Annotated in this window: 21 protein-coding genes; 12 read left to right on the top strand and 9 right to left on the bottom strand. The window is 65.8% G+C overall.

Translation table 11 applies throughout. The features are described from left to right. Window positions 1-202: 202 nt before the first annotated feature. The 3 genes from ACN0WF_RS00885 to ACN0WF_RS00895 all read right to left on the bottom strand — a co-directional run bounded on the left by ACN0WF_RS00885 (window position 203) and on the right by ACN0WF_RS00895 (window position 5,118). Window positions 203-1,738: a flagellar protein gene (locus ACN0WF_RS00885; RefSeq protein WP_417770876.1), complete on the bottom strand. Its 1,536-nt coding sequence runs from the start codon at window positions 1,736-1,738 to the stop codon at window positions 203-205. 5 nt (window positions 1,739-1,743) lie between these two features. Next, window positions 1,744-3,627, bottom strand: coding sequence for a flagellar hook-associated protein FlgK (gene flgK / locus ACN0WF_RS00890; protein WP_417770877.1), 1,884 nt, complete (start codon window positions 3,625-3,627; stop codon window positions 1,744-1,746). A gap of 75 nt (window positions 3,628-3,702) precedes the next feature. Beyond that, complete coding sequence (locus ACN0WF_RS00895; RefSeq protein WP_417770878.1) at window positions 3,703-5,118, bottom strand: flagellar hook protein FlgE; 1,416 nt, start codon at window positions 5,116-5,118, stop codon at window positions 3,703-3,705. Window positions 5,119-5,398: 280 nt separating this feature from the next. On the opposite strand from ACN0WF_RS00895, the gene ACN0WF_RS00900 reads away from it, so the two are divergent. The 10 genes from ACN0WF_RS00900 (at window position 5,399) to ACN0WF_RS00945 (ending at window position 15,457) form a co-directional block, all read left to right on the top strand. Beyond that, window positions 5,399-6,244, top strand: coding sequence for an AAA family ATPase (locus tag ACN0WF_RS00900; protein WP_417770879.1), 846 nt, complete (start codon window positions 5,399-5,401; stop codon window positions 6,242-6,244). Between the two features lie 25 nt (window positions 6,245-6,269). Beyond that, on the top strand, window positions 6,270-6,833 hold the full coding sequence (locus tag ACN0WF_RS00905; protein WP_417770880.1) for a hypothetical protein: 564 nt from the start codon (window positions 6,270-6,272) through the stop codon (window positions 6,831-6,833). A 426-nt stretch (window positions 6,834-7,259) separates the two neighbouring features. Further along, the gene (locus ACN0WF_RS00910; protein ID WP_417770881.1) at window positions 7,260-7,838 is read left to right on the top strand and encodes a DUF2975 domain-containing protein; all 579 of its coding nucleotides are present in this window, start codon (window positions 7,260-7,262) and stop codon (window positions 7,836-7,838) included. A gap of 9 nt (window positions 7,839-7,847) precedes the next feature. Continuing rightward, a complete protein-coding gene (locus tag ACN0WF_RS00915; protein WP_417770882.1) occupies window positions 7,848-8,072 on the top strand; it encodes a helix-turn-helix domain-containing protein in 225 nt (74 codons plus the stop codon). Between the two features lie 97 nt (window positions 8,073-8,169). Further along, the gene (locus ACN0WF_RS00920) at window positions 8,170-8,721 is read left to right on the top strand and encodes a SixA phosphatase family protein (RefSeq protein ID WP_417770883.1); all 552 of its coding nucleotides are present in this window, start codon (window positions 8,170-8,172) and stop codon (window positions 8,719-8,721) included. Between the two features lie 103 nt (window positions 8,722-8,824). After that, a complete protein-coding gene (locus ACN0WF_RS00925) occupies window positions 8,825-10,267 on the top strand; it encodes a YcjX family protein (RefSeq protein ID WP_417771207.1) in 1,443 nt (480 codons plus the stop codon). Beyond that, window positions 10,264-11,367, top strand: coding sequence for a YcjF family protein (locus tag ACN0WF_RS00930; RefSeq protein ID WP_417770884.1), 1,104 nt, complete (start codon window positions 10,264-10,266; stop codon window positions 11,365-11,367). Before ACN0WF_RS00925 ends, ACN0WF_RS00930 begins: the two co-directional genes overlap by 4 nt. Before the next feature lie 121 nt (window positions 11,368-11,488). Next, window positions 11,489-11,794 carry a hypothetical protein gene (locus ACN0WF_RS00935; RefSeq protein WP_417770885.1) on the top strand — a complete coding sequence of 102 codons (306 nt, stop codon included), beginning with the start codon at window positions 11,489-11,491 and terminating at the stop codon, window positions 11,792-11,794. 110 nt (window positions 11,795-11,904) lie between these two features. Then, window positions 11,905-13,080, top strand: a complete 1,176-nt coding sequence (locus tag ACN0WF_RS00940; RefSeq protein WP_417770886.1) for a vWA domain-containing protein — start codon at window positions 11,905-11,907, stop codon at window positions 13,078-13,080. Between the two features lie 214 nt (window positions 13,081-13,294). Continuing rightward, window positions 13,295-15,457 carry a methyl-accepting chemotaxis protein gene (locus ACN0WF_RS00945; RefSeq protein WP_417770887.1) on the top strand — a complete coding sequence of 721 codons (2,163 nt, stop codon included), beginning with the start codon at window positions 13,295-13,297 and terminating at the stop codon, window positions 15,455-15,457. A 175-nt stretch (window positions 15,458-15,632) separates the two neighbouring features. Here ACN0WF_RS00945 and ACN0WF_RS00950 read toward each other — a convergent pair whose 3' ends face one another. From ACN0WF_RS00950 to ACN0WF_RS00960, 3 genes are all read right to left on the bottom strand, one after another. Continuing rightward, window positions 15,633-16,349 (bottom strand): phytanoyl-CoA dioxygenase family protein, encoded by a 717-nt coding sequence (locus ACN0WF_RS00950; RefSeq protein WP_417770888.1) that lies wholly within the window; start codon window positions 16,347-16,349, stop codon window positions 15,633-15,635. 1 nt (window position 16,350) lies between these two features. Next, window positions 16,351-17,115: a TylF/MycF/NovP-related O-methyltransferase gene (locus ACN0WF_RS00955; RefSeq protein ID WP_417770889.1), complete on the bottom strand. Its 765-nt coding sequence runs from the start codon at window positions 17,113-17,115 to the stop codon at window positions 16,351-16,353. A 75-nt stretch (window positions 17,116-17,190) separates the two neighbouring features. Next, a complete protein-coding gene (locus ACN0WF_RS00960; protein ID WP_417770890.1) occupies window positions 17,191-18,642 on the bottom strand; it encodes an aminotransferase class V-fold PLP-dependent enzyme in 1,452 nt (483 codons plus the stop codon). A 168-nt stretch (window positions 18,643-18,810) separates the two neighbouring features. On the opposite strand from ACN0WF_RS00960, the gene ACN0WF_RS00965 reads away from it, so the two are divergent. Then, window positions 18,811-19,275 carry an Lrp/AsnC family transcriptional regulator gene (locus tag ACN0WF_RS00965; RefSeq protein ID WP_417770891.1) on the top strand — a complete coding sequence of 155 codons (465 nt, stop codon included), beginning with the start codon at window positions 18,811-18,813 and terminating at the stop codon, window positions 19,273-19,275. A gap of 346 nt (window positions 19,276-19,621) precedes the next feature. On the opposite strand, the gene ACN0WF_RS00970 is transcribed toward ACN0WF_RS00965, so the two are convergent. Further along, window positions 19,622-20,398, bottom strand: coding sequence for an AraC family transcriptional regulator (locus ACN0WF_RS00970; RefSeq protein ID WP_417770892.1), 777 nt, complete (start codon window positions 20,396-20,398; stop codon window positions 19,622-19,624). Window positions 20,399-20,784: 386 nt separating this feature from the next. On the opposite strand from ACN0WF_RS00970, the gene ACN0WF_RS00975 reads away from it, so the two are divergent. Further along, on the top strand, window positions 20,785-22,014 hold the full coding sequence (locus ACN0WF_RS00975; protein ID WP_417770893.1) for an MFS transporter: 1,230 nt from the start codon (window positions 20,785-20,787) through the stop codon (window positions 22,012-22,014). 252 nt (window positions 22,015-22,266) lie between these two features. Here the strand turns inward: ACN0WF_RS00975 and ACN0WF_RS00980 are convergent, their stop codons facing one another. Both ACN0WF_RS00980 and ACN0WF_RS00985 read right to left on the bottom strand, forming a co-directional pair. Next, complete coding sequence (locus tag ACN0WF_RS00980) at window positions 22,267-22,587, bottom strand: 2Fe-2S iron-sulfur cluster-binding protein (protein ID WP_417770894.1); 321 nt, start codon at window positions 22,585-22,587, stop codon at window positions 22,267-22,269. A 146-nt stretch (window positions 22,588-22,733) separates the two neighbouring features. Beyond that, the gene (locus tag ACN0WF_RS00985) at window positions 22,734-23,138 is read right to left on the bottom strand and encodes an Hpt domain-containing protein (protein ID WP_417770895.1); all 405 of its coding nucleotides are present in this window, start codon (window positions 23,136-23,138) and stop codon (window positions 22,734-22,736) included. Window positions 23,139-23,761 lie beyond the last annotated feature (623 nt).

The following is a 23,761-nucleotide window of genomic DNA, read 5'->3' on the forward strand; positions in this document are numbered from 1 at the left end:
GTTCGTGTTTCTGCAGGCCGCCTGCCCCCCGTATTCCCTGCCCCGGCCCCTCCCGACGCCTGCGGCACGGTCCAGCAGGCTCGCTCCTTCTTCTCCCCTCTCCAAAAGCAGGGGCGCAGACCATGTCCCGGCGCAAACGAAAACCGCCCCCCGGAGTGTTCCGGGAGGCGGCTGGATGTCGCGAAGAAGGCTTCCGCCGGCTTCAGAGATACTTCGACAGGGACATGTTCAACGTGATGCTGGTCGCCTGATAGCTCACCTCCAGCGAGGTTCTGAGCGTCAACAGCTTCACCGCCGCAGCATCCTTGTCGACGCCCTCGATGCCGTCGATGGCGGCATTCAGCGTGCTCTCCTCGATCTTGTAACGGCTCTTCGCATCGGCGACAGCCCGCTGGGCGGACACGAACTCCATGTGATTGGAGCGAATGCCCGATGCCTGATCGCCGTCCGGCGTCAGCCCGTTGTAGGAGCGCTTCGCCATCGACTTGTAGAATTCCTGGTTCTCCGTCGTGGAGTTGGAGAAATCGGAGGCGACGAAGGCGGCCAGCGACTGCACCACCTCCCGATAGCCGTCCTCATTCGCCCTGGCGCCGTAGCGCACGGTCAGGTTCTCGTCGATCTGGGAGCTCATGTCCGAGCGCGCGCTGGTCGAGGAATTGTCACCGGAGTACCAGGCCACGGTATCGGCCGTGCCGTCGCGCACGGTCGTCGCCGTGGTGAAGTCCACCGGAGGCCCGGCGCTCGGCACGACGCGCGCCAGCGGCTGGTAGCCCGGCGGCACCGGCGACTTCGGAGCGGTGTCGAACACCGCGTCGGAGGCCCGCATCGTCGAGGCCGCCTTCAGCTCCGTGTTCGCCACCTTGGACAGGGCGCTGTCGAGCGCCGTCTGGAAGTTCGCCGCCGTGTCGGCCGGCGTCGCTCCACGGTTGAACGTGAACTCGTTGGCCTGCTCGCCGCCGGCGACCGCCAGCTTCACCTCGGTCTGGCTGCCGTCCGGCAGGTTGACGAACACGCGGATCGCCTGCCCGGGTTCGGGCTGGCCGGTGAAATCGACATCGAGCGAAGCCGGCGGCCCCGCTGTCTGGGTCACCGTGGCGTTGGACAGGCCCGATGCGACGCTGTCGATCTTGAAGCCGAAGGGATGCGCCCCGTCCTCGGACAGTGTCACCTGGGTGCCGGCCGTCGCAGTCGTCATCCGGCCGTTGCCGAGCGCACCGAGATCGGCCTGATTGTATTCGGAGATCACCGTCTTCAGGCCGGCGAAGTTGCCGTCGCCCTCAAGGATGTAATCGAGGCTCTGGACAGGCGTCGTGTCCGCGGCCTTGCCCGAGAACAGGAACCGCCCGCCCACGTCCGTGTTGAGATGCGCCATAAACTCGCGCAGCGAGATTTCCGCCGAGGTCTGCGAGGAACTGCGGCCGTTGCTGAAGAGCTCGAAATTGTTCTGGTCGGTCGAGGCCTTCGCCTCGATGCGGATGGCCTCCAGTCGTTCGCTGGTCTTGTCGAGCGTGTCGAGACGGAGGCTCGCCAGGTCGATCGTCTGCTTGTAGACGCCAATCTGAGAAAGCTGCTGCTTGATCGACAGGTCGAGCACGCGCTCCGACCCCAGGCCGCCATATGTGGTGGCGCGCTTGCCGGTGCCGATCTGCTCCTGCAGCGTGTCCATCTGCGAACGAAGGTTGGTGAGATAAGAAACCTGCGAAGGCATCGCAAGGCTGCCATACATGTTGATCGCCATGGGTCCTAACTCCGCATCAGAATGTCATAGAGCTCGCGCACGACCTGCATCACCCGGGCGTTGGCCGCATAGGCGTTCTGCAACTGCACAAGCTGCGAGAGCTCTTCGTCCATGTTGACCTTGGACGAGCTGTCGAGCCGCGTCTTGAGATTTGCCGTCACCACGTCCTGGCCGGTCGCGGTGGCGTTGGCCTGGGAGGCCTTGCTGCTCTGGTAGGAGACCGAGGCGGTGACGAAGTCGTTGATCGTCCCCTTGAAGACGGAGTTTCTTCCGCCGATCTTGGTGCCCGGCGCATAGGCGAAATCGGTCTTCGTCAGCTTGTCGAGGATCGCCTGCGGCCGCGTCGTGTCGCCGTTCTCGACGTTCGGCGTGTACTTCACCAGAAGCGAGGGGTCGTCGAGGATCTCCTGGGAAACGCGGATGCGTGCCGCGAAGCCGGTGACGTTCGGTCGACCGTCACCGATGCCGGTAAATGGCTGGCCGTTGTCGTCGACGAAAAGAGGCAGCGCGTCCGCGGCCGTGCCGGTGCCGGAAACCGTTTCCTGCGCGGCGGCCGAGGTGATGCGCGTCGCGGCCGGCGTCGCCGCCTCCATCCGCAGCGTCGTTCCGGCCGGATTGGTGAAGTTCAGCACGCCCGCGCCGATGCGCGGATCGCCGTCGACCGCCGCCTGGATGCCGGCGGCGATGGTGCCGTAGTTGCCGCTGGAAAAATCGACGGCAAGGAAGATGTCGTCACTGTCGGAGGTCTTGGTGAGTGCCGGATCTTCCGTGCCGTCGCTGCGATAGACCGTCACCGACTTGGTGCGCCCGGTTGCCACATCCTTGACGTCGAAGGTCAGGCTGTCGCCGGGCTGCATGTTGGCGAGATCGAGCTCGTAGCCCGTCTGCGTTCCGGTCGCCGGATAGGGCGTGCCGGCCTGTTCGTGCGTCGAGAAGGCGCGCGCCATCGTCGCCGCGAGCGCGTCGAGCTGCGCCTGCGCGTCGGTCAGCGCCTCGTCGCGCATACTGACCAGCCCGAGAAGCGATCCGCTTTTCAGCGAACGCGTCGCCAGCAGGTCGATCTGGCTGCCCTCGGCGTTTTCCAGCACGATCGTGCCGACGCCCCGGTCGTTGCCATCGATGGAATAGAGCGCGTTGGCATTGATGCTGCCGCGCCCATCGAACTTCATCTTCATCACATCGACGTCGTAGAGGAGCGTGCCGCCACCCGTGTGGATGCGCACGCCGCCCTGTTCGGTCGGTTTCACCTCGATGTCGAGATAGGTCGAGAGCTCTTCGAGCAGCATGTCGCGCTCGTCCATCAGCCCGACCGGCTGTTCGCCGTTCTGGCTTGAGGCGACCACCTGACGGTCGAGCTTCTGGATCTCGCCCAGAAGATCGTTGACCCGGGTAACCTGTTCACCGATCTGCGCTTCCGTTTCCTGGCGCATCGCCTGGATTTCGGAGGACATGTCGTTGATGCGGTTGACCAGCGTCTGGGCGTTGCGCATGACGTCGAGCCGGTAGCTCTGGTCCTCGGGACCGGAAGCAAGCTGCGACATGGATGCGACGAAGCTGTTGACCCCAGACGAAATCGAGCTGGGATCCTGGATCGTGCCGAAGAGCTGGTCGAGGCGCGACGTGTATTGCTTCGCGACGCTCGAATACCCCTGCTCCGCCAGCGAGGTCCGGTACTGGGTCTGGATCGCCTTGTCGAGGAAACGGCTCATGGTCGTGGTGTCGACGCCCGTGACCCTGCCGTTGCCGTCATAGGCAACAGTCGCCGAGAGGCTCTTGCGCGTGTAGCCGATCGTGTTCGCGTTGGCGATATTGGTCGACGTCACTTCGAGCTGGCGCTGATTGAACCCCAGTCCGAGCAGAGCTGTATTGAGAGCGCTACCTAGTCCCATTGCCGTACCCGCGCCTGTCCTGGTGCACGTGTCCGCCCGGCCACGATCGGCCGGGCGGTGGAGTGATCACGCCGATCAGCGGATCATGTTGATCGCTTCCTTGAGCATCTGGTCGGCCGAGGTGACGATCTTGGTGTTCGCCGAATAGGCCTGCTGCGTCACGATCAGCTGCGAGAACTGGTCGGCGATGTCGGCATTCGATGCCTCGAGCCGCTTGCCGACGATCTTGCCGGTGGCGCCGGCGATCGGCTCGCCGGACTCCGGCGTGACCTCGAAGACACCGCCGTCGCGGCGCTCAAGCCACGCCTCGCCGGAGAACGACACGAGCGAGATCTCATAGAGTTCGCGCGTGCGGCCGTTCGAGTAGGAGGCCACCAGACGCCCCGCCTCGGACACGGTAACGCCGGTCAGGTCACCCGAGGGATAGCCGTTCTGCGTCAGCTTGGAGATGTTGGAGGTACCGTTGCTGTCCGAATACTGGGTCAGCGCGTTGGTGCCGAAGTCGAGCGTCACGTCGCCAACCGTTTCGCCGTCGACGGAAAGGTTGGTGAGCGCCATGTTGTTGCTCGCCGGAACCAGCATGCGGCCGCCGTTGGTCGTGCCGGAATCGAACTGGGCGTCGGAAACCTTGGTCCACTTCGTGGCGGTGCCGGAGGCATCCGAATCCGTCAGGTAGTAGAGCGACCAGGTGTCTTCCTGGGTGCCGTTGGACTCGAAGGTCTTCGCCCAGCGCATCTGCACGTTCACCGGCGTGCCGCTCGAGTTGTAGACGGTGATCGCCTCGCCGGCGATCGAGGAGTTCAGGAACGAAACCTCGTCATCGGCGCTGATCGTGTCGACGCCGACGATCTCGCCCACGGCAGCGGCATCAGGCGCGGCACCCGTCGAGGCCTTGGTCAGCCCGGTGGCGAGCAGATCGTCACCGCCGGCAAGCTTCGCGCTCGTCTGCGGCACCGTCGGCAGGTTGCCCTCGTAGCGGATACGGTCGGTCTGCACGGCCGGGATCACCGACGTGTCGATCGTCATGATCTCGGGAACCGAGCCGGAGACGTTCTTGGTCACCGGATCGATCGGCTGACCCATCAGGTAATAGCCGGCCTTGTTGACCAGACGGCCTTCCTTGTCGACCTCGAAGTCGCCGCGGCGCGTGTAGAGATCATTGCCGGTGAAGATCGACCGGCCGTCGACCTCGCCCGCCCGCGCCTGGACGACAAAATAGCCGGAGCCATTGACCGCCATGTAGGTATTGACGTCGACCTGCTGAAGATCGCCCTGCAGGCCGTTGGTCGCCCGCGAACTGGCGGACACGGTGCCTGCGAGCTGACCGGTCTGAGCGCCGGTGCCTCCGCCGACAAGATCCGAGAACGACGTGTCGAGACGCTTGTAGCCGGTCGTCGACGCATTCGCGATGTTGCCGGAGATGTTCTCCAGCGCGTAAGCCTGCGCGGTCAGGCCGGAGACCGCCGCATTCAATGCACCAAAAACACCCATCTGAACCTCCAGGACGCATGGATGGCCATGCCGGCGACAAATCCCTGCCGGCCTCGGCTGAGCAGTTCGCAAACCCTGTGCCAATCCGGAGAAAACACTCAACAGATTGAAAATAAAAGCTTTTCTAAAAAACCGCCTCTCCTTGCCGGCGGCAGGCGGCAGCTTTGACCAGCTCTTCCCCGGCAACAAATGCCGGCCGGGCGGCGCATCCCGGCAGGTCTTGCGCGTCTCTGGCGCGCCACCTACTGTGCCGGCGGACAGAACGGATCAGGGGAATTTCATGCGTTTCGAGGGCACCTCCGGCTATGTGGCGACCGAGGATCTGCGCATTGCCGTCAACGCGGCGGTTGCGCTTCAAAGGCCGCTTCTGGTGAAGGGAGAACCTGGCACCGGCAAAACGGTGCTCGCTCAGGAAATCGCCGATGCCCTCGGGTCCAGGCTCCTCGAATGGCACATCAAGTCGACGACCAGGGCGCAGCAGGGGCTTTACGAGTATGACGCCGTCTCGCGTCTGCGCGACAGCCAGCTCGGCGACGACCGGGTGCACGATATTTCCAACTACATCCGCAAGGGCAAGCTCTGGGAGGCCTTCGCGTCCGAGGACCGACCCGTCCTGCTGATCGACGAGATCGACAAGGCCGACATCGAGTTTCCCAACGATCTTCTCCAGGAACTCGACCGCATGGAGTTCCATGTCTACGAGACCGGGGAGACCGTGAAGGCGCGCCAGCGCCCGGTGGTGATCATCACCTCCAACAACGAGAAGGAGCTTCCCGACGCGTTCCTGCGCCGCTGCTTCTTCCACTACATCTCCTTCCCCGACACCCAGACGATGCGCCAGATCGTCGACGTGCATTTCCCTGGGCTCAAGGAGACGCTTCTCGCCGAGGCTCTCAAGACCTTCTACAATCTGCGCGATCTGCCCGGCCTGAAGAAGAAGCCCTCGACCTCGGAGCTGCTCGACTGGATCAAGCTGCTCCTCAACGAGGACATCGACCCGGCGACCCTGCGCGAGACCGATGCAAAGAAGCTCATTCCGCCGCTTCACGGCGCACTGCTGAAAAACGAGCAGGACGTTCATCTCTTCGAGCGCCTCGCCTTCCTCAATCGGCGCGACGGGCGCTAGGACGCGAAAAAGGGAGGCCGACGGGATGCGCCACAACGCCAGAGGCCGCGACAACGCGGCCCGCAGCATCCTGACCGCCGCCGCCATCGTCGCGACCGCGGTCTGCCCCGCAGCCGCACAAAGGGCGGGATCGGCCCTTTCCGACGCCGGGTGGAAGACCGTCGCCAACGGCATGCGCCATTTCACCGGCCTCACCTGCCCCGACCGCGTCGGCTCGCTCAGCCGGCTGCAGGTGCTTCCAAGCTCGGCCGACCGGGTGGCCGGCTGCATCTACCAGAGCGACACGGGCATTTCGGCGATCCTGCGCAGCCACCCGAGCGGCAACAGCGCGCAGGCCGCACGGGAGTTCGAGACCCGCTACGGCGAGGCCGGCTTCTCGCGCCTGTCCGCCACCGGCGCCGCCGCCAGCGGCATCTCCTTCAAAACCGGCGAGACCCGCAACGGCACGCGCTGCGAGACGCTCTGGCGGTTCCACGCCCGCGCGTCCGACTACACCTTGTGGATGTCCTACACCCTGCCCCAGCAGGAAACGACGATCGGCCCGCTCGTCACCGCCTTCGCCGCCCAGCTCGCCGAAAACGGGCGCTGAGAGCGCGCCTCACGCCCGTCGAGACACAAGGCGACCGAGCACGGTGCGCCCGCGCCGGCCCACCCGGCTGTGACGCCGAAGAGAGAAAACCCGGAGCCCTCGCGCCACTCGCCTTCTCGATCTGGCGCAACACCATGCCCGCTCCGCCCCGGCCGGCCCCGCATCCGTTCCAGATATCCGACCACCACTTCCACGCGCCCAGAATCAGTCGCACGCAGATCGAACTTGCGCAATGTGGCCGCGCTCGACAGCGGCATGCGCGAGCAGGCCGAGGCAAGGAGGAGCACGGCGGACAGTCAGGCCGCACGGACCAACGAAGACGGCTTGACTGACAGCTTGCGCATGGCGAAGTCCGTTTCCCCAGGTCTGAAAAACTCGATTGACAGAAAATAATTATTGTAAAACAATAAATTTGAAAACCAGAACATGAAGGAAACTGAAATGACCTCCAACCACATGCCCAACGATGCACGCCGTATGGCCCGGATCATCCGCATGAGTCGTGCCATGGCCTGGGTGACGCTCGCCGTTGCGGTCGGCCTGCCGCTCGCTCTGGCCATCACTGCGGTCGCCGACCCTGCGGGGTTTGACCGCTGGCTTGTCGACGCCCTCTCCGCCGGCAGCGGCACCATCCTGACCCCGACCGCAAGGATCCTCTGCATCGCGCTCGGCGTCATCCCGCTCACGCTCATCGTCACTGGTCTCCTCATCCTACGCCGGCTTTTCCTCGGCTTCGCGCGCGGCGCCGTGCTCGTCCCCGAAAGCGGACGGCGGCTGAGGCGCATCGGGGTCATCGTCGCCCTGCTCGCTCCGGTGACCATCGTAGCCGGCAGCCTCGCAAGCCTTGCCGCGAGCTGGGCGAATGCTCCGGGCAGCCGCGAGCTTGCCGTCGGCCTCTCCGGGAATGACGTGCTTGCCGTAATCTCCGGCGCGCTTCTCGTGGTGCTCGGCTGGACACTCGAGGAAGCCGCGCGAATTGCGGACGAAAACCGTCAGTTCGTGTAAGGAGGCCGCATGGCGATCATCATCAACCTCGATGTCATGCTGGCCCGGCGAAAGATGCGCTCCCGCGAACTTGCCGAGCGCATCGGTATCACCGAGCAGAACGTCTCGCTGCTCAAGTCGGGCAAGGTGAAGGGCGTGCGTTTCGAAACGCTCGAGCGCATTTGCGAGGTGCTCGACTGCCAGCCGGGCGACCTCCTGGAATACCGTCGCGCGCCGGAAGACGCCGACGCCTGAGCCGGCAGCAAGCGTCCGCATTCCGCACGACGCGCCGCCGCGCATGTGATTGAATGGCGGCGCAAGCTCCTCCCCCGATCTCTAGCCGGAGCCCTCGATGCTGCGACTGATGCTCTTGCGCCACGCCAAGTCGGACTGGACGGCGGATGCGCCCTCGGACTTCGAACGCCCGCTCAACGGACGCGGACGCGCCGCAGCGCCGATTGTTGGCGCCCACATGCGCCGCCACGGCCTGGAGCCGGACCGCATCCTGTGTTCGCCAGCCCTGCGCACCCGCCAGACGCTCGACCTCATTCTCCCGCATGTGGGCGCCGCCGCGCCGCTCGACATGCCCCCGGCGCTCTACGACGACGGCGACCTCGATTATCTCGAGGTGATCCGCGCGCTTGGCGGTGATGCCCGCTGCCTGCTGGTCGTCGGCCACAATCCGGCGACACAGGAGACGGCGCTGGAGCTTTCCGGTCGCGGCGAGGAGCGCCTGCTCCACACCATCGCCGGCAAATACCCGACCGCCGGCCTTGCCGTGATCGACATCGACATCGACGACTGGCGGAGCCTGAAGCGGGGAGACGGACATCTCGTCGCCGTCGCCCTGCCGCGCCACCTGAACGAGGCGTCCGAGCTCTCGGCCATCGGCCCCGCCGACTGAGCCGCGCCCCCGCCTTCCCGGCGTTCCGCTTGCGCTGCCCCGCCATCCTCCCCACATGGCGGCACGGAGACGATACGTGACGCAAGACAGCTTCCTTACCCGCATGGCCGACGAGCTGCGCTACTCCTTCGACAATCTGTCGGAGACGGTCGGCGATCTCGGCACCCCCACCGTACGCCTCGGCGTCACCGGCCTGTCGCGCGCCGGCAAGACGGTGTTCATCACCGCACTGGTGCATAATCTCGTCAACGGTGGCCGGCTGCCCCTGTTCGAGGCGGCGGCGGGCGGGCGCATCGCCGGCGCGCATCTCGAGCCGCAGCCCGACGACGCCGTCCCCCGCTTCGACGTTGAAACCCATGTCGACACCCTGCTGAAGGAGAGGCTGTGGCCGCACTCGACGCGCCAGATCGCCGAACTGCGGCTGACCATCGACTATGCCTCCGCGAGCTTCTTTTCGCGCACCCTCGGGCGCGGAAGGCTCCATCTCGACATCGTCGATTATCCGGGCGAATGGCTGCTCGATCTGCCGCTCCTTTCCAAGGACTTCAGGGCTTTCTCGCAAGAGGCCGTCGAGCTGGCGCGAAAGGGCGGTCGCGAGGAGATCGCCCGGCCGTTCCTCGAGGCCCTGGCCGCCGCCGACCCCTTCGCCGAGGCGGAGGAGACCACCGCGCGGGCCCTCGCCGACCGCTTCAAGCGCTACCTCGCCGCCTGCCGGGAAGACGAGCGCGCGCTGTCGATGCTGCCTCCCGGGCGCTTCTTGATGCCGGGCGACATGGAAGGCTCCCCCGCACTCACCTTCGCCCCCCTGGACCTCGGCGAGGAGACGCGCGCCATCCCTCCGGGCTCGCTCGCCGCGATGATGGAGCGGCGCTATGAGAGCTACCGCAAGCACGTCGTGCGCCCGTTCTTCCGCGACCACTTCGCCCGGCTCGACCGGCAGATCGTGCTGGTCGACGCACTCGGCGCGCTCAACGCGGGCGCCGAGGCGCTCGCCGACCTCGAGACCGCGCTCACCGAGATCCTGCAGGCCTTCCGCCCGGGGCGCGTCTCGCGGCTGTTCTCGGTCTTCACCCGGCGCATCGACCGCATTCTCTTCGCCGCCACCAAGGCGGATCACCTGAACCGCGCCGACCATGACCGTCTCGAAGCGGTGCTGCGCCGCCTCGTCGCCCGGGCCATCGAGCGGGCCGAATACGGCGGCGCAAAGGTGGACGTGCTGGCGCTCGCCGCGATCCGCGCCACCCGCGAGGCCACCCTCACCCACGGCGGCGAGGAGATGCCGGCGATCCTTGGCACGCCGCTTGCCGGCGAGCGCGTCAACGGCGAAACCTATGACGGCAAGACCGAGATCGCCCTGTTCCCCGGCGACCTGCCGGACGATCCCGAAACGCTGTTCACCGGCGAGACGACGGTGGACGCGGGCGTGCGCTATGTCCGCTTCCGTCCGCCGGAGCTCCAAAGAACGGCGGAGGGCATGACCCTGTCGCTGCCGCATATCCGTCTCGACCGCGCGCTCCAGTTCCTGATCGGAGACCATCTGGCATGACCGAAAAGCCGAGCTCACCCGGCCAGCGCCGCCCGCGACGCCCAACGGCCGTGCGCCTCGACACGGCCCGCATCGCCGACGCGGCCGACGACGGCGGCGCCGGCTTCGACGAGCCTTACGTGCGGCCCAGCGCCGATCCCGACGCACTTCCCGTCGTCGTCGCTCCCCCTCCGGCAACAGGCGGGATCCGCTGGGGGCGCTGGCTTGCCGCCGGCCTCGGCGGCCTCGTGTCGCTCGCCGTCGGCCTGTCGGTCGATGCGTTGATCCGCGATCTTTTCACCCGCACCGACTGGCTCGGCTGGCTCGGCGTGGCGCTTGCCGCGCTGGCTCTCGTCGCCGCGCTCGGCCTGACCGTCCGCGAGATCATCGGCATCGCGCGCCTGCGCCGCATCGACGAAACCCGAACCGCACTGGCGAAGGCTGCGGAGGCCGACGATCAGGACGCCGCCCGCACCGCCCTGCGCCAGATGCTTGAGCTCTATCGCAACCGACCGGAAACAGCGCAAGGGCGCGCCGCCGTTGCCGCCCATCTGCGCGAGGTGATCGATGGCCGCGACCTCGTGCGCCTGGCCGAGCGCGACCTTCTGACACCGCTGGATGCACGCGCCGTGCGCATCGTGCGCGACAGCGTCAAGCGCGTCTCGGTCGTCACCGCCATCTCGCCGCGCGCCATCCTCGATCTCGCCGTCGTGCTCGTGGAGAACCTCCGGATCATGCGCCGCCTCGCCGTGCTCTATGGCGGCAGGCCCGGCTTCCTCGGTTTCCTGCGGCTTGCCCGCCATGTCGGCGCCCATCTTGCGATGACCGGTGGCATGGCTGCCGGCGACAGCCTCGTCTCCCAGCTTCTGGGCCACGGCGTCGCCGCCCGGCTTTCCGCCCGCCTCGGCGAAGGTGTGATCAACGGCATGCTCACCGCCCGCGTCGGCATCGCCGCCATCGCCGTCTGTCGCCCGGCCCCCTTCGTCGGCCACGGCGGGCCGACGGTCTCCGACGTCATGGGCGAGATGTTCCGCTCCGATCCGGAGGCGAAGGCCCTGCTGGACAGCGCCTCGGGACGGGCAGCCGCTTCGACGGCAGGACAGCCCTCGAACCGCAACTAAAAATAGTATTTTTTGACTAAACGTATTTTTAATAGTAAATTTGCGAAATCAGGAAAATTCCTCTGCGTCACTCTATGCAGCCCTGATGCAACAGATCTTTTCAGTGAAAAGGATTTTCAAGATGGCAACATGCGATGCCGGTCACGGCTGCTCCATTTCCTGTAGCAACGGGTGCGGAGCCATTTACAACCATGGCACGGGCCAATGCTCCAAGTGGTGCGAGGCATCCGCGACAAAGCTCGACCCGAAGGAGCTCGACGGGACATTCAGCATCGAGGTCAACGACATGTCGGTGTCCGTTCTCGCCTCGATCCTCGGCGAGAAACTGCTCGGCGACCGATACGCGACGCTTGCCGGCGCTGACAAACGGGTCTCCTTCAAGTTGGAGTCCACCGACCTGGGCAAGATGCTGACGTCCCTCTCCTGAGGGCCGCGTGCCCGGTCCCGATCAGCGATCGGGCACGCCACGACCGAAGCAGGCCTGGCCGGAACGCCAAGCCGCTGGTCTCGGCCGGCAGGCTTTTCTATAATCGCTCCATGTTCATCACCTTCCTCACGAATCTGCGCGGCGCCGGCGTCCCGGTCTCCCTGCGCGAGTACCTGACGCTGATGGAAGCGTTGCAGGCGGACCTGGCCGGCAAGCAGGTGGAAGATTTCTACTTCCTCGCCCGCGCGCTTCTGGTGAAGAACGAAGCCAATCTCGACAGGTTCGATCAGGTCTTCGGCCAGACTTTCAACGGTCTGGCGCTTGGCGAGGCGATCGAGGCGGAGGACCTTCCCGAGGAATGGCTGCGCAAGCTTGCCGAGAAACACCTGACGGCGGAAGAAATGGCAGAGGTCGAGGCGCTCGGCGGCTTCGACAAGCTGATGGAAACCCTGCGCAAGCGCCTGGAGGAGCAGAAAGGACGACACCAGGGCGGCGGCAAGTGGATTGGCACCGCCGGCACTTCTCCCTTTGGCGCCTATGGCTACAATCCGGAAGGCGTACGCATCGGCCAGGACGGCAGCCGTCACCGGCGCGCGGTCAAGGTCTGGGACAAGCGCACGTTCCGTGATCTCGACGACACGGTCGAACTCGGCACCCGCAACATCAAGGTCGCGCTGAAGCGCCTGCGCCGCTTCGCCCGGCAGGGCGCGGCGGACGAGCTCGACCTCGACGGCACGATCCGCTCCACCGCCCACAAGGGCATGCTCGACATCCACATGCGCCCGGAGCGGCGCAACGCGGTCAAGGTGCTGCTGTTCTTCGATATCGGCGGGTCCATGGACGACCATATCCGCGTCTGCGAGGAGCTGTTCTCGGCCGCGCGCACCGAGTTCAAGGTGCTGGAGTACTTCTACTTCCACAACTGTCCCTACGAATACGTGTGGAAGAACAATGCCCGCCGCCACGCGGAACGCATTCCGACCCTGGAGCTGCTCAACAAATACGGACCCGACTACAAGCTGATCTTCGTCGGCGACGCCTCCATGAGCCCCTATGAGATCGCCTATGCCGGCGGCTCGGTCGAACACTGGAACGAAGAGGCGGGGGCCGTCTGGATGCAACGGCTGACGCAGCAGTTCCCTCGATCCGCCTGGCTCAATCCGGTCTCCGAACGGCACTGGTCCTACACCCACTCGATCCAGATGATCCGCGAGCTCATGGACGGCCGCCACTACCCGTTGACCCTTGAAGGCCTTGATGAGGCAATGCGCGATCTCGTTCGCTGAACGCGGCCAGACATCTTTTTTATGGTGCAGCGCATTTTTTTTCGCGCGGAGCGGGAAGCTAAATAATTAAATCATATGGCATATTTCACGCCGGACAGCGCACGGTAAACGGCGTCACAAAACCCTGATAAAACTAACTATTCAATATTAACTTCAGCGTAAGGGATCCCGCACATTCTGCCAATATGCCCCAAGGTAAGAGAGTGGCGCGATCATGGTCTCCCTGAGAATTTCACAGAAAATCCCCCTTCTCGTTGCGTCGGCTGTCGCAGCGGCAACCATCGTGACGAGCATCGTCGGCTATCAGGCCTCGCGCTCACATCTCTATGACGCCTCTCTCGAAGCGATGCGCTCGACCGTGTCCTCGCGACAGGCCGAAGTGGAGAGCTATCTCGCCAGCATCAGGGAAGACATCGCGCTCACCTCGGAAAATGCTGCGGTGCACGACGCTCTGCGCGCGTTCCAGGACGCCTATCTGGCAAGCGCACCGAGCAAGGAGCGCGGCAACGAGGCCCTGCGACGCGCCTATATCGACGACAATCCGAACCCGCTCGGCGAGAAGCACAAGCTGGACGCAGCGGCCGACGGCAGCGACTACAGCCGGATCCACGCCAGCTTCCACCCCTGGTTCCGCGACTATCTCGAGCGACGCGGCTATTATGACATCTTCCTCGTCGATGCCGCAGGCGACGTCGTCTACACGGTGTTCAAGGAAGCCGACTTCGGCACAAACCTGCTTGCCGGCGAATGGAAGGACACCGACCTTGGCGCCGTCTTCCGCCAGGTGCGCTCGGCCCACTCCATCGACGACTTGGCATATGCCGACTTCGCACCCTACGCCCCCTCCAACGGTGCGCCGGCCAGCTTCGTCGCCGCACCGATCCTCGACGCCAAGGGCACCTTCGAGGGCGCGCTGGTCTTCCAGATGCCGATCGACCGCATCAACACGATCATGACCCGTTCCATCGGACTGGGCGAGACCGGCGAGACCTACATCGTCGGCGAGGACCACCTGCTGCGCTCGGAGAGCCGGTTCCGCAAGGAAGGCGATCCCACCACCATCCTGGCGCGCAAGTCCGACACCTCTTCGGTGAATGCGGCGCTGGCCGGCGAGAGCGGCGTCGCCGTCTCCACCGACTACCGTGGCGCAGACGTTCTGGCCTCCTACACGCCGCTGACCTTTGTCGGCACCAAATGGGCACTTATCGCCGAGATCGATCTGGCCGAGGTCGAGGCACCGATCAACCGGATGGCCTGGCAGTTCCTCGTCATCGGAGGCCTCGTCGTGTTCGTCATGGCGCTGGCCGGCTTCTTCTTCGCACGGACCATTTCGCGCCCGATCGGCCGGATGAGCGGCGTCATGCGCTCCATTGCCGGAGGCAACCTCGAACTCCAGGTTCCCGATACCGGGCGAGCCGACGAGATCGGCGAAATGGCCGGCGCCGTGCAGGTCTTCAAGGACAACGCCATCGAGGTGAAGCGCCTCGAGGCCGAGCAGGCAGCAGCCGAAGCGCGCGCCGCCGAGCAGGCCCGCGCGGCGCGCCACAAGCTCGCCAACGACTTCGAGAACGCCGTTGGCGGCATCGTCGGCACCGTCGCCTCCGCGGCGACGGAAATGCTGGCGGCGGCACAGACCCTGTCGAGCGCGGCGAGCGACACCTCCGAGCGCTCGACCGTCGTTGCCTCGGCGGCGGAGGAGGCCTCCTCCAACGTCCAGGCCGTGTCCGGCGCTGCCGAGGAGCTGACCAGCTCGATTGCCGAGATCAGCCGCCAGGTCGAGGATTCCCAGTCGATCTCGCAGATCGCGGTGGAGAACGTGGGAAGCACCAACGAGAAGGTCGGCACGCTCACGATCGCCGCCACCCGCATCGGCGAGGTCATCGCCCTCATCACCGACATCGCCGAGCAGACCAACCTGCTGGCGCTCAACGCCACCATCGAGGCCGCGCGTGCAGGCGAGGCCGGCAAGGGCTTCGCGGTGGTCGCGGCCGAGGTGAAGAACCTCGCGACGCAGACGGCGCGGGCGACCGAAGACATCAACGACCAGGTGAAGGGCATCCAGAGCTCGACCCGCGACACCGTCACCGCGATCGATTCGATTGGCGAGACCATCGAGCAGATGCGCGCCGTCGCCACCGCGATTTCCGGTTCGGTCGTCCAGCAGGGTGCGGCGACCCGCGAGATCGCCGGCAACATCGAGCAGGTCGCGATGGGCATGTCCGACGTCACGTCGAATATCTCGACCGTCAATTCCGCCGCACAGGAGACGGGTGCCGCAAGCAGCCAGCTCCTGGCCTCGGCGAACGAACTCTCTGGCCAGGCGGAAATGCTGCGCAGCGAGGTGGATCGCTTCCTTTCGGAGGTCCGCGCCGCCTGAAGAGAGGGGGCCGCGGGCCGCAAGGCCCGTCGCCCAAAAGGCTCCAAAGTCCCTTGTCTACTGCCTCCCAAACTTCAAAGGCCGCCGGCTCCTGCCGTGCGGCCTTTTTTTTTCGTTCGCGCGCGCTTTTCCGTTCGCGGTGTGGCGCGAGACGCCCGGTTTCAGGCGCCAGCGGTCAGGAGGCCTCGGCGTCGATGTCCTGGCGTGCGCCCACCCTCAGCAACATCGTGCAGCGCACGAACGGGCCTTCGTTGACGCCGCTGCGGTGCTTGAGCAGGAAGGTGATCACCTGGCTCTCGCCCTGCACCGTCTCGGCCACGACCTCTTCGGCCGGCGGCGTGCAGATCACCCGCTTGTGACGCTGGCGCGCCTCGTCCATGAAGACGGTCGAATGGGGCTCGTAGCCTTCCAGATGCGACCCCGGCCCGACGACCAGTGCACCGTCGGAGGCTTTGCAGTCGAACAGCGGGGTCGAGATCACCAGGCTTTTCGTCGAGCAGTCGCCCTTCGGCAGATAATAGTCCGCCTCCTGGTGCCAGGGCAGGTTCAGCCGCTTTTCGTCGGCGGAAAACCGTGTCGGCAGGTCGATGCGCAGGTGCGGGAAGGCGGTGACGAGATCCGCCTCACGGCAGCCCACGAGATCGGCCGCGAAACCTCGCATCGGTGCCGAGGCGACGATCTCCGCGAAAACGTCGGAGGCGACGAAGGCGTCCTGGGTCTCGGCGGCAAGCTGGCCTCCAGCCTCCCGGTCGTCGATCAGCGCCCGCGAGAACGAGGCCCGATCGTGCGTGCCCGTGTGCGCGTAGAGAAATCCCAGGCTCTGTCGGATCGCCGCCTCGAGCCCGCCGGCCGCGACCGTGAAGCCGGCCGGAAACCGCGTCAGGAACGTCATCTCACTCCCCCTTCACGCAATAGGCCGCCATCGAGGCGCAAGGCACCCGACGCAGGCGCAGGGACCCGAGGCCGAGCGTCTCGCGCACCGCAATCGTCTCGCCTGGATAGTCGGGATGATTGAGCTCGTCGAAAACCACCACCGCGCCGCGCGCCATGCGATCCCAGGCAAGCTCGAGAACGTCCCTGGTCGGCTTGTAGAGATCGAGGTCGAGGTGCAGCAGGGCAATCGTCGCCGCCGGCTGGCGTTCCAGATAGTCTTGAAACGTCTCGGAAATATCGCCGCGCACCAGCTCCACCTTGGCGATGTTGCCGATCATCCGGTTGCCGTCGAACTGACGGATCGCCTCGCTCAAGAGTTCATGGGAATCATACGCAAGCCCGCCCTTGCGCATGTGCGCCGCCCCCGAGGAGAGATCCTCCTTCGACGGTTCGGTAAATCCCTCGAACGTGTCGAAGCCGACAATCTTGCGGGTGTAGTGATGCGGTTCGAAGATCGACGAGAAATGCGCCATCGCCATCAGGAAGTTGCCGCCAGCGACGCCGCACTCGACGATATTGCCCGGCAAGTCCTTGATCAGGTTCCAGTATTCATGGGTCTCCAGAAACCGCGTCACGGCCTGGCGGGTGCTGAAGACCGGCATCATGTCGACAAGCCGATGGGCCGGGATGTCGCCGCCGTCGAGATAGGCCGCCCGCTCCTCGTACCAGGAAAGCTGCCGTTCCGTGTTGCGGTTCTTCTCGATGTTCTGAAGCGTCGATTCCATCGCGATTTCCTGCGGCTCTGCTGGTTTGGGCAAAGCCTAGCCGGAATTCGTTAACCATGTTCCAATCCCGTGCACTCAGCTTGCCACCGAGAAACGCGCCGTCGCCGGATCGCACGCGTAGAGCGGCTGCAGCTCCGTTGCCCTCGTCGCCAGTTCCGCAACGCTGTCAATGATGTAGCCGACCGTTGCGTCGTCGCAGAGATATCCGAGATTGAGCCGGCACCAGCCCGGCTTCTCGATCTCGCGCCCCGCGGCAATCGCCCCGCGCAAGGCCTCGGAGGTCTCCTGGTCGATATCGAGCAGCCGATGCGCGTAGGGACCGGCGCAAGCGCAGCCGCCGCGCGCCTGGATGCCATAGTGATCGCTCAGCATCCGCGTCACCAGTTGCTGGTGGATATACCCGCCCGCCGGATCCTTCACCCGGAAGGAGAAGATCGGCAGTCGTCCGCGCTTGTCGCACGCCAGGATCTCCAGTCCAGGAACCTTGTCCCAGACGGAAAACGCCCGCTGCGCCAGCGCCTTGTCCCGCGCAACGATGGTCTCGCAGCCAACCGCCTGCTTGACGAGAAAGGCCAGCGCGGCACGGATGTCGCCCAGCATGTCGGGCGTGCCGGCTTCCTCGCGCGCGGTGAGCGAGGTGGAGTAATCCTCCCCCCAGGGCGAAACGAAGGAGACCGTGCCGCCGCCCGGCCAAGCCGGCCGCACGCGGCGCACCACCGCCTCGCGCAGGGCGAGAATGCCGGACGCCCCCGGACCGCCCGGAAACTTGTGCGGCGAGATGACGACCGCGTCGATCTGCGCGTCGGGCGCCGGACGCATGTCGATGGGCAGATAGGGCCCGCCACCGGCGTAGTCCCATACGGCAAGCGCCCCGTGTTGCTTCAAAAGACGTGTGACTTCAACAACATCCGTCTCGATGCCGGTAACGTTCGAGGCAGCCGAGAAAGCGCCGATGATAAGCGGCCGGCCGGACGCGGACCCCAGCACGCGTTCGAGCTCCTGCATGTCGGGCCCGCCGCCTTCCGCCTCCCCGACCTCGACAACATCCGCCCCGCTCTCGCGCCAGGGCAGGATGTTGGAGTGATGCTCGTAGGGACCGTGGACAACCAGCGGACGCAGGCCCCCTTCCCACAGCGCCGGCGAGATCCCGGCCTCGGGGATAAGCAGGGCAACGAGACGGTTTATCCCCGCGGTTGCCCCTGCCCCGGCAAAAATCACGGATATCCCCGGCCCGGCGTTCAACTCCCGCGCTATCACCGCACGCGCCTCGGCCCGCGCCCGCGTCATGAACGCTCCGCAATGCGAGGCCTCTGTATGGCTGTTGGCATAGAACGGCAGGATGTGCCCGGCGATGAAGGCCTCGACCTGGGCAAGCGCGCGGCCGGAGGCCGTGTAATCGGCGTAAACCAGCTTGCGCCGTCCGAAAGGCCCGTCGAATTCCATCCCCTCGCCGATGAGGCCGGCACGCAGCGCCGGCATCAGGGCCTCGCCCTCCGGCAGGCTTTCGGTGAACCGCGACAGGATCATGATCTATTCCCCGACTGTCCCCGCCGGGAGCCGGAGGGGCACTGAACGAATCTCGAGCTTTATTTTCGAAATTTTGCCTTGTCGGGAGCCTGATTTTGGTCTTTTTGACGCGAAATATGGCTTTTTCGATGTAGCAATGATCGACAAAATGACAAGGAGACGGGGATAATGATCGACCAGTTCAACGCGGCCATCTTGCGCCTGCTCCAACGCGACGGCGCGATCACCCAGCGCGTCCTCGCGGAGAAGGTGAACCTGTCGGCCAATGCCTGCTGGAACCGGATCCAGGCGCTGAAGAAGGCCGGCGTCATCACCGGCCAGAGCGCCCGGCTCGACCGCGAGAAGCTCGGCCTCGACCTCGTGGTGTTCATGATGGTGCGCACCCGGCACCATTCGCTGGACTGGCTGACGCGCTTCCGCGCCCATGTCTCGACGATCCCGGAAGTGATCGACTTCTTCCGCATCGGCGGCGACTACGACTACCTGCTGAAGATCGTCACCCGCGACATGGCCAGCTACGACGCAGTCTACCAGAGGCTGATCGCCGGGGTGGAACTCGATTCCGTCACCTCCTACTTCGCCATGGAGGCGATCGAGGAGCAGCGCCCGCTGCCGATCCGCGAGACCGCCTGACATACCCCGAACGCCCCTCATCCCTTCCCGCACCTGCATCCCGCACCGCGTCTCCCTTGCTCGTCGGTCACACCGCGCCCTTGCTCGTCCGTCGCCCCCTCCCTCGCTCATCCGCCGCCTCGGGCTTGACCCGGGACCCAATCCACGTCGCGGTTGACGCAGCGGCGGCTGGTTCGCCGGAGCTATCCGCAGGCCCGGAGCTCACGTCGCCGGCGCTCCGGGAACGAATGGGCCCCGGGTCAAGCCCGGGGTGACGGCGGTAGAGGGGCGATGTTGGTGAGGCGACAGCAGCGGCCGGGCGGGCGCGGTGGTGAAAGTCCTGTACCTCGCGTTCGGCGCAGCCGCCTCAGGGGCCGGCGAAATAGCGACCCGGAGTGACGCCGAAGGCCTTCTTGAAGGTGGCGACGAAGGCGCTCGGCCCCTCGTAGCCCAGCCGGTCGGAGACCTCCCCGACCGGCAGCCCCTGGCCGAGCCATTCCACCGCCTTCATCAGCTTTGCCTGCTGTCGCCAGGCGCGGAAGGTGAGCCCTGTCTCGGAGGAGAAATGCCGCTCGAAGGAGCGCAGCGAAAGGCTGGCCCGCACGGCGAGGTCGCCGACGGAGAGCCCGGCGGCCGGATCCTCGACCAGCGGCGCCAGCGCGGCGCGCAACCGTTCCGCCTCCGGCATTGGCAGATGCAGCGGCGCGACCCGCGAGGCGGAGATCTGGTCGACCAGAACGGCGGCGAGGCGCGCCGTCGGCCCGTTACCGACATAGTCCGGCGCCGCCTTCATGAAAGCCAGGATCAGCTCGCGCAGCAGCGCCGTCACCTGCACCACGAAAGGCGCGCCCGGCAACGCCGGCAGGCCGTCCACCCGCATGTAGAGAAAGCGGACCTCCGTCTCGGTGTGATAGGTCGAAGAATGGGTCACGCCGGGCGGAATGAAGATCGCCCGTTCCGGCGGCACGACGAAGCTGCCCGCCTGGGTCGTCACCGTCACCGCCCCGCGCTGGATGTGAAACAGCTGCGCCCGCGCATGCGCATGCGGCGTCGTCACCGTCCCCGCCCCTTCCGTGCCCACATAGGAAATGATCGGATCGGGATGCTCCTCGGGGAGCTTTTGAAGGCGGGCGGGGTGGATCATGGCCAGACCTTGCGCAACCGGGAAGCACCGGCTCGGTGCAGATCCCGACGTTTCACCGACATATTTTGACAAAATGACGATAACACGCAAATGCCGGTCCGGGCTATGAAAAGGCACGTCAATGCCGTCCGGCCCGGCGGGTTGATCGCGAAACGCGGCAGGCCAACGGCAAGCGGAGCGCGCAGGCAATGCCGCTCCCCGGGGCGACGGCCGACAGCGCCGCCCTGGCCCAGTGTCTCGCGTTCAGCTTTCGCGGGGCCACCTCTTTCGGGGGGCCCTCTTGCGCGCCCCGCCCCGCAGCGACGGGTGACGGCAGAAAGTGTTTTCCAGGGCGCCCGCCACGGCGTCTTTCCGACCAGTGTTCAAAGCGGATTTCGACAACGACCATGACAGCCCCCCTGCCCCCCACCGCTCCCGAGGTTCGTTCCGGCTGGCGCTCGCCGCTGATGCTGTTGATGATCATGGCCGGCGCGATGCAGCTTTCCTTCGCTGCCTGGTGGAACCTCATGAACAATTTCGCCGTTCACGAGCTCGCCTTCACCGGCAAGGAGATCGGCATCCAGCAGTCGATCCGCGAGATCCCCGGCTTTCTCGCCTTCACCGCGATCTATGTGCTGCTGCTGATGCGCGAGCAGACGCTGGCCTATGTGTCGCTGGCGTGCCTGGGCATCGGCGTGGCGGCGACGGGGTACTTCCCGACGCTGTGGGGCTTCTATCTCACCACCCTCGTGATGTCGGTGGGCTTCCACTATTACGAGACGATGAGCCAGTCGCTGTCGCTGCAGTGGCTGCCAAAGGAAACGGCGGCCGCCGGAATGGGCAAGATCCTGTCCGTCGGTGCCTTCGCCCAGCTCATCGCCTATGGCATGATCTTCGTCGCCTGGAAGACCTTCGAACTGGAGTTCTCGACCGTCTTCCTGATCGCCGGCATGCTGACGCTGGTGGTCGTCGCCTTCCTGCTCATCGCCTTCCCGCAGTTTCGCGAGGGTGTGCCCCAGCGCAAGACGCTGGTGCTGCGCCGGCGCTACTGGCTCTATTACGCACTGACCTTCATGGGCGGTGCCAGACGGCAGATCTTCACGGTGTTCGCCGGCTTCCTCATGGTCGAGCGCTTCGGCTACGAGGTGCACGAAGTGGCGGGCCTGTTTCTGATCAACGGCGTCTTCAACATGCTGCTGGCGCCGAAGATCGGCTCATGGATCGGCAAGGTCGGCGAGCGCACGGCGCTGACGGTGGAATACATCGGGCTGATCGCCGTTTTCCTGACCTATGCCTTCGTCACCAACCCGCATCTGGCCGCCGGCCTCTACGTGATCGACCATGCCTTCTTCGCGGTCGCCATCGCCATGAAGACCTATTTCCAGAAAATCGCCGACCCGGCCGACATCGCCCCCACCGCCGGCGTCGCCTTCACCATCAACCACATCGCGGCGGTGTTCATCCCCGCCCTCTTCGGACTGATCTGGCTGGTGTCACCGGCCGCCGTGTTCCTGATCGGTGCGGCCATGGCCTGCGTCAGCCTGGTGCTCGCCCGGCTTGTCCCACGCGACCCGGACGAGGGCAACGAGGTCGCATGGCCCGGCCGCGGCAAGCTCGCCGCCAGCCCGGCGGAATAGGCGCGCAAACCCGCGAGGCGAGCTGGCGGACGCCGGCTCGCCGCACTGCGATGCGGTCGCGATGTGGGGTGAGATGCCGTCGCCGTCTTGTGCCGGCAGCGCATGGTGCTGGCAAAAAGCGAAGGGCGCTGGCGGAGGAATTTCCGCCGCGCCCGTTCTCGCGACAATCAGCCCCTTCCCAAGACAGTCGGTCAGGGCACGTCAGTCAGGGCATGGCCTGGAGCGGCGCACGGGCGTGCTCCAGGCCGCGTGTCAGGCCTGGCGCTCGGGAATGCGCACGACGAGGCCGTCGAGCGCGTCGCTCATCTTGATCTGGCACGAAAGCCGCGAGGTCGGCTGGACGTCATAGGCGAAGTCCAGCATGTCCTCTTCCATCGGCTCCGGCGAGCCGGTCGCCGCAGCCCAGGCATCGTCGACATAGACATGACAGGTGGCGCAGGCGCAGGCACCGCCGCATTCCGCCTCGATGCCCGGCACCATGTTCTTGATGGCATTCTCCATCACGGTGGTTCCGACGGCGGCTTCGACGGCGGTCTCGGAGCCATCGGCGGTGATGTAGGTGATCTTCGGCATGGGATGCTGTCTCGGCTGGGTGCGGTGAAAGTGTCCGTGGTCGACTTGCCGGGATCCTGTGTCGGACCGGTCGCCTTCGACATACCCTCTCACTGAAAAACGTCAAGCAGCGAGACCTCACTGCGACATGCGCACGCGTCCTGCCGTCACTCGGCGTCGAGCGTCATGGCGATGAAATCGCGGGCCTCGTCGAGCGCCACGTTGAGCGCCGAGGCGTCGCCGGCCTTGCCGCCGCGAAGGGCCGCCTCCATCGTCTCCGCCGCCTCGGCCACCTTCCAGGCGCCGATGCCTCGGGCCGAGCCCTTGATGGTGTGAACCGCCCTGGCGCGCTCGGCCGGGTCGCCCTCCTCGCCGAGGCGATGGCGAAGCTGCTCCGCCTGACGGGCGAAAAGGCCGAGAACCTCGCGCGCGAGGTCGCGGTTGCCAAGCGTGTGGCGGTCGAGATGGACGAGATCCAGCGGCTCCCCGTTCATCGTTTCGCGCGCCACGGCGGGCTCCGCCGCCGCGTGCTCGTCCTCCGCTGCAAGCGGCTGTGCCGTTCCCTGAGCCATAGCCGAATTCTCCTTCGGTCTCGGGTCGCAACCGGCATCAGGTCTAGCCCGCCGGCAGGCACAAGGATCGGCAAAAACCACGAAACCGGGGTTAAGGCACCCGGATTTCCCCGAACGCCCGCCAACAAAGTGAATCTTTGGTTAATACGCATTCAGACATTTTCACGAGGTTCGCTCCGGCGCGAAGCCCCCGTGCCAGCACATGGACGCAGCGCTGTCCGCGAGCCGCCCCCCGCGGCAGCCGTGCACGCCAGGCGGCGCGGCGTGCGGCGATTTGCCTGCCAGACGCACGCCTCCCCCACCGTTTGCCGGCGCACGAGCCGAATGGGCGGGATCAGGTTGGAAAACCAAGGCTCTGCCGGTTTGACGGGCCTGCGGTCGTGGCCCCTGATACCGCCACCCAGGGCCAGTTTCAGTCGAAAGGCAGCGGCCTGGCGCCCGCCTTGCCAGGCCCGGGCACCCGCCACGGCGCCTGGTCCCGAGGCGGCGGACGCCCCCGGCGCAGCGTCGTTTCACGATCTTCCGGTGGCCTCCGGCGGGTGTCCCGGCGGCCCCGGAGACCGCCTTCCAGCTCCCGCTCTTGGCGTCCATCCCCTTGGACTGACTCTGCAAATTCTTGTTCG

The sequence above is a fragment of the Stappia sp. genome, assembly GCF_048268045.1.
GTDB lineage: Bacteria > Pseudomonadota > Alphaproteobacteria > Rhizobiales > Stappiaceae > Stappia.

What these genes read in the sequence shown, in the direction of transcription:
- ACN0WF_RS00985 (WP_417770895.1), bottom strand. Translation starts at nt 23,138, where the DNA reads ATGGCTCAGGGAACGGCACAGCCGCTTGCAGCGGAGGACGAGCACGCG.
- ACN0WF_RS00905 (WP_417770880.1), top strand. Translation starts at nt 6,270, where the DNA reads ATGCGCCACAACGCCAGAGGCCGCGACAACGCGGCCCGCAGCATCCTG.
- flgK (WP_417770877.1), bottom strand. Translation starts at nt 3,627, where the DNA reads ATGGGACTAGGTAGCGCTCTCAATACAGCTCTGCTCGGACTGGGGTTC.
- ACN0WF_RS00900 (WP_417770879.1), top strand. Translation starts at nt 5,399, where the DNA reads ATGCGTTTCGAGGGCACCTCCGGCTATGTGGCGACCGAGGATCTGCGC.
- ACN0WF_RS00920 (WP_417770883.1), top strand. Translation starts at nt 8,170, where the DNA reads ATGCTGCGACTGATGCTCTTGCGCCACGCCAAGTCGGACTGGACGGCG.
- ACN0WF_RS00925 (WP_417771207.1), top strand. Translation starts at nt 8,825, where the DNA reads ATGGCCGACGAGCTGCGCTACTCCTTCGACAATCTGTCGGAGACGGTC.
- ACN0WF_RS00910 (WP_417770881.1), top strand. Translation starts at nt 7,260, where the DNA reads ATGAAGGAAACTGAAATGACCTCCAACCACATGCCCAACGATGCACGC.
- ACN0WF_RS00915 (WP_417770882.1), top strand. Translation starts at nt 7,848, where the DNA reads ATGGCGATCATCATCAACCTCGATGTCATGCTGGCCCGGCGAAAGATG.
- ACN0WF_RS00970 (WP_417770892.1), bottom strand. Translation starts at nt 20,398, where the DNA reads ATGATCCACCCCGCCCGCCTTCAAAAGCTCCCCGAGGAGCATCCCGAT.
- ACN0WF_RS00980 (WP_417770894.1), bottom strand. Translation starts at nt 22,587, where the DNA reads ATGCCGAAGATCACCTACATCACCGCCGATGGCTCCGAGACCGCCGTC.
- ACN0WF_RS00935 (WP_417770885.1), top strand. Translation starts at nt 11,489, where the DNA reads ATGGCAACATGCGATGCCGGTCACGGCTGCTCCATTTCCTGTAGCAAC.
- ACN0WF_RS00965 (WP_417770891.1), top strand. Translation starts at nt 18,811, where the DNA reads ATGATCGACCAGTTCAACGCGGCCATCTTGCGCCTGCTCCAACGCGAC.
- ACN0WF_RS00945 (WP_417770887.1), top strand. Translation starts at nt 13,295, where the DNA reads ATGGTCTCCCTGAGAATTTCACAGAAAATCCCCCTTCTCGTTGCGTCG.
- ACN0WF_RS00960 (WP_417770890.1), bottom strand. Translation starts at nt 18,642, where the DNA reads ATGATCCTGTCGCGGTTCACCGAAAGCCTGCCGGAGGGCGAGGCCCTG.
- ACN0WF_RS00885 (WP_417770876.1), bottom strand. Translation starts at nt 1,738, where the DNA reads ATGGCGATCAACATGTATGGCAGCCTTGCGATGCCTTCGCAGGTTTCT.
- ACN0WF_RS00930 (WP_417770884.1), top strand. Translation starts at nt 10,264, where the DNA reads ATGACCGAAAAGCCGAGCTCACCCGGCCAGCGCCGCCCGCGACGCCCA.
- ACN0WF_RS00895 (WP_417770878.1), bottom strand. Translation starts at nt 5,118, where the DNA reads ATGGGTGTTTTTGGTGCATTGAATGCGGCGGTCTCCGGCCTGACCGCG.
- ACN0WF_RS00940 (WP_417770886.1), top strand. Translation starts at nt 11,905, where the DNA reads ATGTTCATCACCTTCCTCACGAATCTGCGCGGCGCCGGCGTCCCGGTC.
- ACN0WF_RS00955 (WP_417770889.1), bottom strand. Translation starts at nt 17,115, where the DNA reads ATGGAATCGACGCTTCAGAACATCGAGAAGAACCGCAACACGGAACGG.
- ACN0WF_RS00975 (WP_417770893.1), top strand. Translation starts at nt 20,785, where the DNA reads ATGACAGCCCCCCTGCCCCCCACCGCTCCCGAGGTTCGTTCCGGCTGG.
- ACN0WF_RS00950 (WP_417770888.1), bottom strand. Translation starts at nt 16,349, where the DNA reads ATGACGTTCCTGACGCGGTTTCCGGCCGGCTTCACGGTCGCGGCCGGC.